Below are 13067 nucleotides of genomic sequence, written 5' to 3'. Positions count from 1 at the left end.
CTCGAAATATAAGATGAAAAGCGGTTGGCCCGACTGTACGCGAAACTAGCCGGATACCGTTAAATAGCGATTAATAATGAACTATAACTATCGGTCTTGAACCTCATTAAACTGCCAATATGCTTCACCGCGAATATATTCCCCTTGTCTGTTTCGGACCGCTTATTTGCCACAGTGCTGATATTTCTGCGCCAGCAACACGATACGGCCTTTCATCGCAGCGGCATTCATTGTTATGCGGGGTTGAAAGATTTGTGTTGCAGGAGCGCCGATGACCAAAACCCTGAAATGCGATGTGCTGGTGATCGGCACCGGCATTATCGGTTCCATGGCGGCCCTTTATCTGCAGAATGCCGGACGCGAAGTGGTGCTTCTTGAGCGCGGCGAGGTTGCCCGGGGCGCGAGTTCCGGCAATGCCGGCATTCTGGCCTTCCCCGAAATCATCCCCATTCCCGCTCCCGGAATCATGAAAAAAGCGCCGCGCTGGCTGTTCGATCCGCTCGGCCCACTTAGCGTGCCGCCGGCCTATGCGGCGAAGATCGCACCCTGGCTGTGGCGCTTCTGGCGGGCGAGCGCCGAGCGCAGCTTTCGCCATGGGCTGAAGTCACTTACCGACCTCAACCGGCTCGCTGCCATGGAAATGGCCCATGTCGCGGCGATGCCTGAACTCTCGCACCTCGTTTCGAAAACCGGAACGCTCGATCTTTACGACAGCGAGGCAAGTCTCAATGCCGCCCGCAGGGACTGGGACGAAAAGGAAAGCGCCGGTTTCACCTTCCAGCGCGTCGGCCGCCCCGAAATCGAGGAACTTCAACCGGGTCTCGCGCCCCAGTTCCGCCATGCCATGTTTTCGCCGGACGGTCTGCAGGTCTCCGACCCTTACGACTTCAACCGCGCCATTTTCGATCTGGTAATCGCCCGCGGCGCCAGCCTGCGCAAGGGCGAGGCCGAACGCATTGATGCTGTCGGCGAAAGTACGATCGTGACGCTGGAAAATGGTGACAAGATCGATGCCGACAGGGTGGTGATCGCCTGCGGCGCCTGGTCGAGAAAACTTGTCGCGACGCTTGGCAGCATCGTGCCGCTGGAAACGGAACGTGGTTACAACACCACCCTTTCCCCCAACGCTTTCAACCTGACGCGCCAGCTTTATTTCAACGACCATGGTTTCGTGGTCACCCCGCTATCGACAGGTATCCGCATTGGCGGCGCGGTCGAACTTGGCGGGCTGGAACTGAAACCGAATTTCCGCCGTGCCGAAGCCATGCTGAAAAAAGCAGGACGTTTCCTGCCCGGCCTCAAACTGGAAGGCGGGAAACAATGGATGGGATTCCGGCCGTCCATGCCGGACTGTCTTCCCGTCATCGGTACGGCGCGCGCCACGCCGTCCGTCATCTATGCCTTCGGACACGGCCATCTCGGGCTGACGCAATCGGCAGCCACAGCCCGTCTGGTGACGCAACTGGCCAGCGGGGAGGATACGGAAATCTCGATCGATCCTTTCCGGCCGGGGCGTTTTTCCTGAGTTCAGGAAGACGGGACTATTTCACCGGCTGCATGGAATCGTCCGGAAACGCCACCTCGGCGAAGGACGGATAGACCTTGCGAAGGATGGTGACCTGCTGCTGGTCGCTTACCCGCAGCAAATACCAGTCTGCACCGTCCATCAACGCCAGCGTATGGGATTTCGCCTCGATCGTCTGGCCGCCGGTTTCCATCACCGTCCTGGTCGGAATGAGGGCATAGGGCGTTCCATCAGGCGTTTGCGCAAGGCTGATCGCCTGCATATCCATGGTGAATTCGGTTATCTTGACCGCCGCGAGCGCCATCTGCATCTGCGCGGTCAAAGCGCCGCGCAATTGCTCCACGGTAATGCCGGCGTCGCGGGCGATGAATTCAAAGATTTTCGGCGGTACAGTCTTGCCGACGACATCAAAATCCTGCGCGCTCAAAGCCGTCTGGAAGCGCTCGATCTGTGTGCGAAGACCCTCCTGCTCTGCAGGTGAGAGATCGCGTGACAAAGCAGGATGCGCAATCGCCGCCAGCAGAAACAGACAATAGAGCAGACGCTTCATGACCTGGCCTTTCCGGTTATCCGGCATCCGCCCGGCCCCCGGAAAGGGAACCGCTCATGAACAGGATTTTTCAGCGCAGCAGAAAGAAACCCGCAGCCGACAGCACCACGAAGACGACCAGGCCGCCAAGGAAGCCGGCAGTGGTGAAGAAACCGGCGACCATGGCCAGCATCAGCACGCACAGCATCATCGTGCCGTACTTCGTCAAGGCCAGAAAACCGTTATAGGTCTTTTCGTGCTCGGCGTAGTTCATTTCGGCGCCGACTTCGACAGGACCTGTGTGGTGTTCGCTCATTCCGCTTCCCCTTATGCTCCATCCGCCATGCCCGCCATACGGGAAATCTGCCCGTGGACGATCTCGGGCCCATGCCGGATTCTCCATCGCCAGAGGTAACATGAAGTCGTGGCAAAGTGCAATGCATCGTCACCCGCCCATTCTCTTCCGGCAAGGCTGGAAAAGTAAAATTAATGCGCTGCAAAAAAGGAGCATGATATAGCGCGCAACACAAAATAAGTGCACGATGAATAGTCACAGGCGCCGCCCGTGCGGGATTCCCGGAGGAAGGGCGACCGTTCGGAGTTGCTTTTTGAAATGCTGTTGAATAAGCACCTGCAAACAAGAAAAAAATCGGACTTGCCAGGCAACAGGGCAAATAAAACGCCGATAAAAAAGCTGCGGACCGGACCCTGGCTCTGGTCCTGAGGAGGGGAAAGTGAAGTTCTTATTGGGAATAAGCCGGGCCGTTGACACGGTCACCACGGTTATCGGTCAATCTGTGTCCTGGTTATTGCTAGCGGCGGTGCTGATCAGCGCCACAAACGCCGTGGTGCGCAAGATGTTCGACATATCGTCGAATGCATGGCTCGAAGTGCAATGGTATCTCTATGGCGCTGTTTTCATGCTGGCGGCGGCTTACGCGCTCCTGAAGAACGAGCATGTCAGGATCGACATATTGTCGTCCACATGGTCGAAGCGCACACGTGACATCGTTGACTTCGTCCTTCACATTGTTTTCCTGGTCCCCTTCGCTGGCCTGATGTCCTATCTCGCCTGGCCGTGGTTCTGGAATTCCTTCAACTCCGGAGAAATGTCCTCCAATGCCGGCGGCCTGATCATCTGGCCTGCCAAGCTCGTCGTCCTTCTGGGCTTCTCCCTGCTTCTGGTTCAGGCATTTTCGGAGATCATCAAGCGCTATGCGGTGATTGCCGGATATATTGCCGATCCGCGTGAAACGGTGCTTTCGGAAACCGACACGGAAACCAACGGAACGGCAGGGAGCTGACATGATAGATCTGATTGCGCATAACCTGCCGCTGGTGATGTTCAGCAGCGTGATGCTGCTGCTGCTGCTGGGTTACCCTGTCGCCTTCACGCTTGCCGCCGGCGGCCTCATTTATTTCGTGCTTGGCGTGGAGCTTTCATGGATTTCCCCTGAAATCCGCCTCTTCTGGCCGCTGCTGCAATCCCATCCCGAACGAATCTACGGCATCATGTATAATGATACGTTGCTGTCGATCCCGTTTTTTACGTTCATGGGCATCATTCTTGAGCGATCCCGCATGGCGGAAGATCTTCTCGATACGATAGGACAATTATTCGGCCCGATCCGCGGCGGCCTCGCCTATGCGGTCATTCTCGTCGGCGCGCTGCTGGGAGCCACCACTGGCGTTGTGGCGGCTTCCGTGATGGCCATGGGGCTCATCTCGCTGCCGATCATGATGCGATACGGTTATAATCGCCCCCTCGTCGCGGGTACGATCGCCGCCTCGGGCACTCTTGCGCAGATTGTCCCCCCGTCCCTCGTCCTGATCGTCATGGCGGACCAGCTCGGCCGTTCCGTCGGCGACATGTATGTCGGCGCTCTTTATCCCGCTCTTTTGATCATCGCGAGCTATTGCGCCTATATTTTCGCAGTCTCCATTTTCAAACCGTCGCTCGTCCCTGCCCTTCCGAAAGAAGCGCGCACGCTCGGCAACGGCGTGACCTCGCTTTTCGTGATGATCGCCGTTTCGGTGGCGCTCTATTTCATAGGAATGCACCTCCTTTTCACGGGCATGGCCAGTCCGGAGTGGCGACTGGTCGCTGCACTCGCCTTCGCCGTCTTCACGGTTTATCTGGTTGCGCTTTTTAACAGCATCGCAAGCAGGAAGGTCATTTCCCGCCTCGCCGAACAGGTCATTATCGTTCTGGTGCCGCCGCTGGCGCTCATCTTCCTTGTGCTCGGCACCATCTTCCTCGGCATCGCGACGCCAACAGAAGGCGGCGCAATGGGCGCGACCGGGGCGCTGATCCTCGCACTTGCCAAGGGCAGGCTTTCGCTTGCGACGATCAAGAATGCGCTGGATGCGACGACGAAGCTTTCTGCCTTCGTCATGATGATCCTCATCGGCGCACGCGTCTTCGGCCTTACGTTCTATGGTATCAACGGCAATGTCTGGATCGAGGAACTGTTGCTTGCCCTGCCCGGCGGCGAATACGGCTTTCTGGTCGTGGTCACGATCATTATTTTCATTCTCGGCTGTTTTCTCGACTTCTTCGAAATCGCCTTCATCATGGTCCCGTTGCTGGCACCGGTCGCGGACAAGCTCGGGATCGATCTCGTCTGGTTCGGCATCATTCTCGGCATCAATCTGCAAACCTCGTTCCTGACACCGCCCTTCGGTTTCTCGCTGTTCTTCCTGCGCTCCATCGCCCCGAACGCCGCATGGGTGGATAAGGTGACAGGCAAAAAAATGCCTGGTGTAAAAACGACGGAGATCTACAGGGGCGTCTTGCCCTATATCGTCATCCAGTTCGTGATGATCCTTGTCGTCATCGCATTCCCCGGCCTGGTGCTGACCTACAAGAGCGGCCATACCAGCGTCGATCCCAATAGCGTCAAGATCGAGATACCCGGTGGCCCGGGAGGCAGCGGCCTGTCCCTGCCACCGCTTGGCGGCGGCGGCGCATCTCCGCAGCAGCCATCCATGGGCTTGCCACCGCTCAATCTCGGCGGCCCCGCGGCGGCGCCGTCGGGTCAGGAAAGCGGTGCGCCGACCTCACCGCCCTCCCTTGGCCTGCCGCCCCTAAACCTGGGTGGACCGCAACCCCAGCAGCCTGCGCAGAATAGCCAGCCCGATCTCAGCCAACCGCCGAAGATCGGACCGTAACGGCGCGGCGCGGCATCAATAGGGACGTCGTCCGAAGCCGCGCCCCCTTGAAAACCCCACCTTGGAACCATTGCAACAAAGACACAAAAAGCCCCGGAGACCGAAATCTCCGGGGCTTTTTGCCCGGTCCGCCTTTTACCGAAAGATCACAGCTTTCCGTTGCGCTGCTGAATCATCATGAACGTGTCAAATGTATATTCCGCAAGCTGCATCCAGAGATAACCCTCGCGCTTGAAGGCCACCTGATCCTCATAAATCTTCTTGAAATCAGGGTTGGTAGCCGAGATGCCAGCATAAACTTCCAGCGCCGCCTTGTAGCAGGCCTCAAGAATTTCCTGGCTGAACGGCCGCAGCACAGCTCCCTCGGCCACCAGCTGTCGCACGGCGGTCGGGTTCTTGGCGTCGTATTTCGCCATCATGCTGGTGTTGGCGAAAGCGCAGGCATCCTGCAACGCAGCCTGATAATTCTTCGGCAGGTTGTTCCATTTTTCCAGATTGACGAAGGAATGGATGACCGGACCGCCTTCCCAGAAGGCCGGGTAATAATAATATTTGGCCACCTTGTAGAAACCGAGCTTGTGGTCGTCATAAGGTCCGACCCATTCCGCCGCGTCGATGGTGCCTTTTTCCAGTGCTGGATAAATGTCGCCGCCGGCGATCTGCTGCGGCACCACGCCCAGCTTTTCCACCACCTTGCCGGCGAGACCGGCAATGCGCATCTTCACGCCCTTGAAATCGTCGACGGTGTTGATTTCCTTGCGGAACCAGCCGCCCATCTGGGCGCCGGTATTGCCCGCAATCATGCCATAGAGATTGTGCTTGGCGTAAAACTCGTTGAGCAGCTTGTTGCCGTTGCCTTCATAGAACCATGAATTGGTCAGGCGGGCATTGAGGCCGAAAGGTATCGCCGTGCCGATGGCGAAGGTCGGATCCTTGCCGACGTAATAATATGAGCAGGTGTGGCACATTTCCACCGTGCCGGAAGACACCGCATCGGCCGCCTGCAGGCCGGGCACGATTTCGCCGGCGGCGAAGGTTTGAATGGTGAAATTACCGTCGGTTGCGGCTGCAACATGCTTGGCAATATCTTCCGCACCACCATAGATCGTGTCCAGCGATTTCGGAAACGACGACGTCAGGCGCCAGGTGATCTTGGTATTCTGCTGTGCAATGGCGGGCGCAGCCAGAGCTGCCGTTGCAGCTCCCGCAAGCGCGCCCTTTTTGATAAAGGAACGGCGATCCATCTATATCCTCCCAGATATGAACGCTGCCCGCAGCTTTGAATTCCCCTCGGTGCTGTTCAGGCATCGCAGCAAAGTAAGCACGGTTACGACCCGGCTGACAAGCACCCGCACCAAGAATTAATCGCAGAAATACCGGCCTTTCCGGAATTCTTCGGGAACTTTTCTTCGCATTTTATTTTCAACTGAAATATCCCGGCATCGCCTTATACTTTAGGCGCATAAAGACCCTCCGGAACGCAAAACGTATGCTTGACTTGACCCGCCGGCAGTCGCACAAATTTCGAAGATTCGTCCCGGAGCCACCATGCCAAAACCCATTATCGCCGTTCCCGCAGACATCCGGCATTTCACCGGAGCCGACTGGCACGCCGCGCAGAACCAGTATGTTTCCGCTGCACTGAAAGTCGCTGGCGTCATGTCCTTCATCGTCCCGGCCTTCGAGGACGGGAACGAGGTCGACGCCATTCTCGACAGGGTGGACGGCCTGCTCGTGTCCGGCTCCGCCACCAATGTCCACCCTTCCCTTTACGGAAAAGAAGCGCAGGAGAGCGACGGCCCCTTCGATCAGGCCCGCGACGCAACCAGCCTGCCGCTCATCCGCCGCGCCATCGAACGCGGCATCCCGATGCTGGCCATCTGCCGCGGCATTCAGGAGCTGAACGTCGCGCTTGGCGGTACGCTCGCTTCCGAAATTCAGGAACAGCCCGGCATATGGGATCACCGCAAGCCGGAACATGACGACCGCGACGTGGCCTTCGCCATCCGCCAGCCGGTGCATGTGCGCGAAGGCTCCTGCATTGCGCAGCATCTTGGCATGTCGGGCGAAATCCAGATCAATTCGCTGCACCGGCAGGCAATCGCCGAGACCGCGCCACGCCTGCAGGTGGAGGCGACAGCCGCGGACGGCACCATCGAGGCCGTCTCCGTCATCGACGCCAACGGATTTGCCGTCGGCGTGCAATGGCATCCGGAATATTGGGCTGAGACGGATGCGCCATCCCGGGCGCTGTTCGAGGCCTTCGGCAAGGCGGTCCACGACTATCGCAACAGCAAGGCATAGTCCGCCATTAATCCCCCCGGCTCATAAGAACATAAAAAAGGGCAAGCCCGAAGGCCTGCCCCAAGTCTGGGAGGAGGATTTAGCGCTTTGCGCGTTTCTTCTGTCGGTAGACGTCGGCAACGACCGCAGCCACGATGATCAGGCCCTTGACGATTTCCTGGTAATAGGCGTCCACCCGAAGGAAGGTGAAGCCTGACGTCATGACGCCGAGGATGATGGTGCCGATCACCGTTCCGGTGATCCGGCCGGCGCCGCCGGCGAGCGATGTGCCACCGATGACGGCTGCGGCAATGGCGTCGAGTTCATACATCACGCCCATGCCGGCCTGCGCCGTCTGTGCGCGGGCGGCGGTGACAACACCGGCAAGACCGGCGAGCATGCCAGCAATGGCATAGACCTTGATCAGATGCGCTTCGATATTGATACCAGACACGCGGGCCGCCTGCTGATTGGCGCCGATAGCGTAAGTGAATTTGCCGTAACGGGTGTAACGTAGCGCCACGTGGAAGATGAGGGCGACAACGAGGAACACCACGACCGGCCAGATGCCCGTGCCGATGAAATTGAAACCATCAGTCAGACCGGAGATCGGTTGGCCCTTCGTATACCACTTGGAAAGACCACGCGCCGTCACCATCATGCCAAGCGTTGCGATGAAAGGCGGGATTTTGGTGCGGGCGATGAGCTGTCCGTTGATGAAACCCGCCAGTGTACCGGCCAATATGCCGACCGCGAGCGGTATGAAGAAAGGCAGATCGGTCAAGCCCGGATAAAGCGCCCGCGGCCATGTTGAGGATTGCGCCACGCTGGCGGAGAGCATCGCCGTCAGGCCGACGACGGAACCGGAAGAGAGATCGATACCGCCGGTGATGATGACCTGGGTCACGCCAACCGCGATGATGCCGATCACCGAGACCTGCAGGATCATGATCGTCAGGCGTTGCTGATTCATGAGGAAGCTCTGGCCGATGAAAATCCAGCCAAGAATTTCATAGACCAGCGCGATGCCGATCAGCACGAAAAAGATATTGGCTTCGGGCGGGATGCGCCGGTGCGGCTTGCGTCCGGATTTTGCGTCCAACTCTGTGTTGGCGGCGGCGTTCGTATTCATAGTTATTCCTCCTCGAGAAATCCCGGCGCGCCTCACCGCGATGCGAGATCCATCACTTTAACCTGCGTGGCTTCACTTCTATCAAGAAAGCCCGTCACCCGGCCTTCATGCATGACCATGACGCGGTCGCTCATACCCAGAACCTCCGGCATTTCGGATGAAATCATGATCACGGCGACGCCCTGGCGCGCCATCTCGCAAACCAGCTTGTGGATTTCGGCCTTCGCCCCGACATCGATGCCGCGCGTCGGCTCATCCAGAATGAGAATGCGCGGTTTGGTCAGCATCCATCGGCCGATCAACACCTTTTGCTGGTTGCCGCCAGACAGGTTTTCGATACGCTCGTAAAGATGCGGCGTCTTGACCCGGAGCTTGCGGCACATGTCCTCGCAGGCTTCCGAAAGCGCGTTTTCCTGCACGAAACCATTGGCGACATATTTGTCCTGCAGGACGGCGATCTGCATGTTCTCCAGAATGTTCAGGATCAGCAGGCATCCCGTATCCTTGCGATCCTCCGTCAGGAACGCCATGCGGTGACTGATAGCCTTCGTCGGGCTGTCGATCGAAACCGGCTTGCCGTCGATTGCAATCGTGCCCTTGGACGCGGGCGTTACACCGAACACCGTTTCCGCAACATTGGAGCGGCCAGATCCGACGAGACCGGCGACGCCGAGAATTTCACCGGCGCGCACCTCGAAGGAAATGTCATGGAAAACGCCGTCGAGCGTGAGATTCTTGACCGAAAGCACAACGTCACCGATCGGAACCTCTTCCTTAGGGAACATCTGGGTGATTTCGCGACCCACCATCATGCGGATGATGTCGTCGCGCGTGACTTCGGTCGAGGCATGGGTGCCGATATATTTGCCGTCGCGGAAAACCGAAAACTCATCGGCGATCTCGAACAGTTCGTTCATCTTGTGGGTGATGTAGACGATACCGATGCCGCGTTCCCGGAGATCGCGGATGATGCGGAAGAGATGCTCGACCTCGCGCTCCGTCAGCGCCGATGTCGGCTCGTCCATGATGAGAACATCGGAATCATACGAAACAGCCTTGGCGATCTCGACCATCTGGCGACTTGCCACCGAAAGCTCGCCAACGCGGGTCTCCGGGTCGAGATCGATGCCGAGCCTTTGAAGCAGCGTTTCGGTTCGACGATACATTTCGCCGTGATCGATGAAGCCCAGCCGGTTTTTTGGCTCGCGTCGTATCCAGATGTTTTCCGCCACCGTCATATAGGCCATTAGGTTCAGTTCCTGATGGATCATGGCAATGCCGTTTTCCAGCGCATCGAGCGGAGAATCGAGACGTATGCCGGCGCCTTTCAGGCGAATTTCGCCACTGTCCGGCTGATAAATGCCAGCCAGGATTTTCATCAGCGTCGATTTTCCGGCGCCATTCTCGCCCATCAGCGCATGCACGGTGCCGCGCTTCAGCTTGAACTGCACATCATCGAGCGCCACGACGCCGGGAAATTCCTTGCGTATGCCTTCCGCCGCGAGAAGATACTCCGCATTCGGCACGGCCCCGCTGGCGCGCACGGCGGCCATTGTCGATGGACTGACGACCATCTCACCCTCCACAATAGACAAAAATGACCGGAAACAGGCTTTGCCAGACGGCACACCTTGCCTCCGGGGAGGCTTGCAGCGCCATGCCGACCACGACATGAAAGCGCTGCAACACTTTGAATTGACTGAAATTCAATCGTAATCCGCTCACGCACCGAAACTTGTCTTCGATGGCGTCGGAAACCGGCATCTGCCTCCAATATCAATCTGAACGGGCGCAGATGCCGGAAGGCGGCCGTTAGTTCTTGGCCACGTAGTCCTTGACGTTTTCAGGCGTGACGAGCTGGAACGGGATGTAGACCTTCTTCTCCACCTTGTCGCCCTTGGCGAGCTTCAACGCAGCATCGAGCGCACCCTTGCCCTGGCCTGCCGCATCCTGGAACACCGTCACATCCAGATCGCCCGCCTGCATGGCGGCAAGGGCGTCCTGCGTGGCGTCAACACCGGCAACGACATAGCTCTTCATATCCTTGCCTGCGGCCTTCAGGGCCTGGATCGCGCCAATCGCCATTTCATCGTTGTTGGCGATGACGGCGTTAAATTCGATGCCGCTGGAGAGCCAGTTGGTCACGAGGTCGGAACCCTGCGTACGCTGCCAGTTTGCGGTCTGCTCTTCAACAACCGAAATGCCCTTGCATTCGTCAGTCATCAGGACGTCTTTCGCAGACTGCGTGCGCATGCGCGCCGCCTGGTTGGAAAGCTCGCCCATCATGATGACCGCATTGCCCTTGCCACCGAGAAGGCGGCAAACTTCTTTCGCTTCAAGCGTGCCGGCAACCGTTTCGTCGGAGGCAACGAATGCCTGGCCGTCCGGCAGGCTATCGACGTTCACCGGCTGGCGGTTGACGTAAACCAGCGGAATCTTGGCGTCGGCGGCGAGCTTCGACATGGCCGCTGTCGCATCCGTATCAACCGGATTGACGATAATCGCATCGACCTTGGACGCGATGAAATTCTGGATCTGGCTCTGCTGCTTGGCGACGTCGTTCTGCGCGTCCTCGACCTGCAGCGAGACGCCATTCAGTTCCTTGGAATAATCCTGCATGCCGTTGCGCAGCACGGTCAGGAAGTTGTCGTCGAACAGCGCCATCGAGACACCGATGGTCTCCGCGTGGGCCGCTGTGCCGAGAAGCACAGACATGGCTGCGCCGATGATAAATTTCCTCATTGTTTTTCTCCTCCATGGCGTCCGGCGCCACCTCTCCCAGCCGGAGGCGGACCTTAAAGCCCGCCGCAACCTCCTCACATCAGAAAACGGAATAATGAAACCGAATTTCTGCCTGCCCGATATATTTATTCCATTTTTGGCCTGAACGTCAATGCTTTCTTCGTGACCTTGTTACAGAGCGATGCAAAAGCGAGGCAAAGCCCAGCTTCATAGGATCACAAGGCGTCCAGAACAGGCCGGTCACGGCGGTGGTGAGCAGGTGGGCGGTGAAAAAGCCGCCGACCTGCCCGTTAAGTGTGAACTTTTTCATTCGGCAACCACACGCGGATCGAAGAGGGGATCGCTGCCCGCCGATCAGAATGAGCGGAATGTTTGCACAGGTCCGTGACGGTGATTTCGTCAAGCGCGGCCAGGGGATGATCCTCCCGGACCACACAGACGCTTTTGCCGGGCGCGAGACGCTCGACATCGATGCCCGGACCGATCTCGCCTTCCATCCGCAGGAAACCGAGATCGATCACCCGTTCGCCGACGAACTTGTTGATGGCGGTCGTCGTTTCAAAAAAGTCTCTATCCGAACGCCGGAAAAAACCCTGACATAATTGATCAGCATGGCGGGCGCGAAATTCTCCCACATGCTGCTCGGCAGGCCGATGCGGACGATTTTCGGGCCAGCCGCGCCATTGCGCAGATCCTCGGCGTGGCCCGTTAGCCGGTTACAGTTCCACCTCATAAACCGTGTCGTGGGTGGCCACGCATGCCTCTCCTGATGGCGTCACCCAGCCGCGGAACATGCCGGGGGTATTGTAAGGCGCGGCAATGCCACCTTCGGCATCGATCGCAACGAGACCGGCACCGATCTTATAAGGCGCCAGATCCTTGTGGACGAGATTGCCGGCGGCGGTTTCCAGATCCTGCCCGAGATAGGCGACGCGGGACGCAATCTCGTGGCCGACGACATAACGGATGAAAAACTCGCCCTTGCCGGTGCCGGAAACGGCGCAGGCCTCATCACGCGCATAGGTGCCGGCCCCGATCACCGGGCTGTCGCCAACCCGCCCCTCCGGCTTGTTGGTGTAACCGCCGGTGGAGGTGGCGGCGGCGAGATGCCCCGCCGCATCGAGCGCCACAGCCCCGACGGTTCCGTGCTTTTCGTTTTCCTTCGCTTCGGTACCGGCGGAGGCATGGCGCTTCATCGCTGCCAGTGCCTCAAGGCGTTTTTGCGTGGTGAAATAGGATTGAGGCTCGGTGGCGAGCCCCTTTTCCTTTGCGAAGCAGTCGGCCGCCTCCCCCGTCAGATAGACGGCACGCTCATCCGCCATCAGCGCGCGGGCCGCCTTTACCGGGTTGCGAATGGCGCGGGAGGCGCTGATCGCGCCCGCCGCCAGCGTCGCGCCGTCCATGATCGAGGCATCGAGTTCATGAATGCCGTTTTCGTTGAGCGCCGCCCCGTGACCGGCATTGAAATGCGGACTGTCCTCCATGACGACGACCGCCGCCTCAACCGCTTCAAGCGCGGTTCCGCCAGCCTTCAGCACGCCATAACCGGCGCGTAGCGCCGCTGCCAGATCGTCGCGCGCGGCAGCCCACTCCCCGGCCGTCATGCTGTCTTCCGGCATCACGCCGCAACCACCGTGAATGGCCAGTGCGACTTTCGTCATATGCTCACTCCCTCGTCGCCCCGC

General features: G+C 58.7%; 12 protein-coding genes and 1 pseudogene. 4 read left to right on the top strand and 9 right to left on the bottom strand.

Annotated features, from left to right (window positions below; all coding sequences use genetic code 11):
- Nucleotides 1-271: 271 nt before the first annotated feature.
- Complete coding sequence (locus tag PL599_RS01510) at nt 272-1525, top strand: NAD(P)/FAD-dependent oxidoreductase (RefSeq protein WP_269823548.1); 1254 nt, start codon at nt 272-274, stop codon at nt 1523-1525.
- Between the two features lie 16 nt (nt 1526-1541).
- Here PL599_RS01510 and PL599_RS01505 read toward each other — a convergent pair whose 3' ends face one another.
- Together PL599_RS01505 and PL599_RS01500 are read right to left on the bottom strand one after the other, a co-directional pair.
- Nucleotides 1542-2075: a hypothetical protein gene (locus PL599_RS01505; RefSeq protein WP_165691340.1), complete on the bottom strand. Its 534-nt coding sequence runs from the start codon at nt 2073-2075 to the stop codon at nt 1542-1544.
- Nucleotides 2076-2145: 70 nt separating this feature from the next.
- Nucleotides 2146-2370 (bottom strand): aa3-type cytochrome c oxidase subunit IV, encoded by a 225-nt coding sequence (locus PL599_RS01500; protein ID WP_003524572.1) that lies wholly within the window; start codon nt 2368-2370, stop codon nt 2146-2148.
- A 418-nt stretch (nt 2371-2788) separates the two neighbouring features.
- On the opposite strand from PL599_RS01500, the gene PL599_RS01495 reads away from it, so the two are divergent.
- Both PL599_RS01495 and PL599_RS01490 read left to right on the top strand, forming a co-directional pair.
- Nucleotides 2789-3358, top strand: a complete 570-nt coding sequence (locus PL599_RS01495) for a TRAP transporter small permease subunit (RefSeq protein ID WP_236760805.1) — start codon at nt 2789-2791, stop codon at nt 3356-3358.
- A 1-nt stretch (nt 3359) separates the two neighbouring features.
- Nucleotides 3360-5225 carry a TRAP transporter large permease gene (locus PL599_RS01490; RefSeq protein WP_269823547.1) on the top strand — a complete coding sequence of 622 codons (1866 nt, stop codon included), beginning with the start codon at nt 3360-3362 and terminating at the stop codon, nt 5223-5225.
- A 146-nt stretch (nt 5226-5371) separates the two neighbouring features.
- Here the strand turns inward: PL599_RS01490 and PL599_RS01485 are convergent, their stop codons facing one another.
- Nucleotides 5372-6469 (bottom strand): TRAP transporter substrate-binding protein, encoded by a 1098-nt coding sequence (locus tag PL599_RS01485; RefSeq protein WP_077985049.1) that lies wholly within the window; start codon nt 6467-6469, stop codon nt 5372-5374.
- 304 nt (nt 6470-6773) lie between these two features.
- Here PL599_RS01485 and PL599_RS01480 point away from each other — a divergent pair, with 304 nt between their 5' ends.
- Entirely contained in the window at nt 6774-7529 is a 756-nt protein-coding gene (locus PL599_RS01480) for a gamma-glutamyl-gamma-aminobutyrate hydrolase family protein (RefSeq protein ID WP_137411579.1), read from the top strand.
- A gap of 79 nt (nt 7530-7608) precedes the next feature.
- Here the strand turns inward: PL599_RS01480 and PL599_RS01475 are convergent, their stop codons facing one another.
- The 6 genes and pseudogenes from PL599_RS01475 to PL599_RS01450 form a co-directional block, all read right to left on the bottom strand.
- Complete coding sequence (locus PL599_RS01475) at nt 7609-8640, bottom strand: ABC transporter permease (RefSeq protein WP_077985051.1); 1032 nt, start codon at nt 8638-8640, stop codon at nt 7609-7611.
- A gap of 32 nt (nt 8641-8672) precedes the next feature.
- On the bottom strand, nt 8673-10214 hold the full coding sequence (locus tag PL599_RS01470) for a sugar ABC transporter ATP-binding protein (RefSeq protein ID WP_080795719.1): 1542 nt from the start codon (nt 10212-10214) through the stop codon (nt 8673-8675).
- A gap of 1 nt (nt 10215) precedes the next feature.
- Nucleotides 10216-10404, bottom strand: a complete 189-nt coding sequence (locus tag PL599_RS01465) for a hypothetical protein (protein ID WP_077985053.1) — start codon at nt 10402-10404, stop codon at nt 10216-10218.
- A 48-nt stretch (nt 10405-10452) separates the two neighbouring features.
- Entirely contained in the window at nt 10453-11382 is a 930-nt protein-coding gene (locus tag PL599_RS01460) for a sugar ABC transporter substrate-binding protein (RefSeq protein ID WP_077985054.1), read from the bottom strand.
- 340 nt (nt 11383-11722) lie between these two features.
- Nucleotides 11723-12100: pseudogene (locus PL599_RS01455) on the bottom strand (LysR substrate-binding domain-containing protein); the annotation flags it as partial.
- A complete protein-coding gene (locus PL599_RS01450) occupies nt 12099-13043 on the bottom strand; it encodes an isoaspartyl peptidase/L-asparaginase family protein (protein WP_269823546.1) in 945 nt (314 codons plus the stop codon). The gene PL599_RS01450 and the pseudogene PL599_RS01455, both read right to left, overlap by 2 nt.
- Nucleotides 13044-13067: the final 24 nt, after the last annotated feature.

This window comes from Agrobacterium sp. ST15.16.055, assembly GCF_027956555.1.
Lineage (GTDB): Bacteria > Pseudomonadota > Alphaproteobacteria > Rhizobiales > Rhizobiaceae > Agrobacterium > Agrobacterium salinitolerans.
The sequence above is the reverse complement of the archived record's forward strand: the minus strand, read 5'-3'. Positions and strand labels throughout refer to the sequence as shown.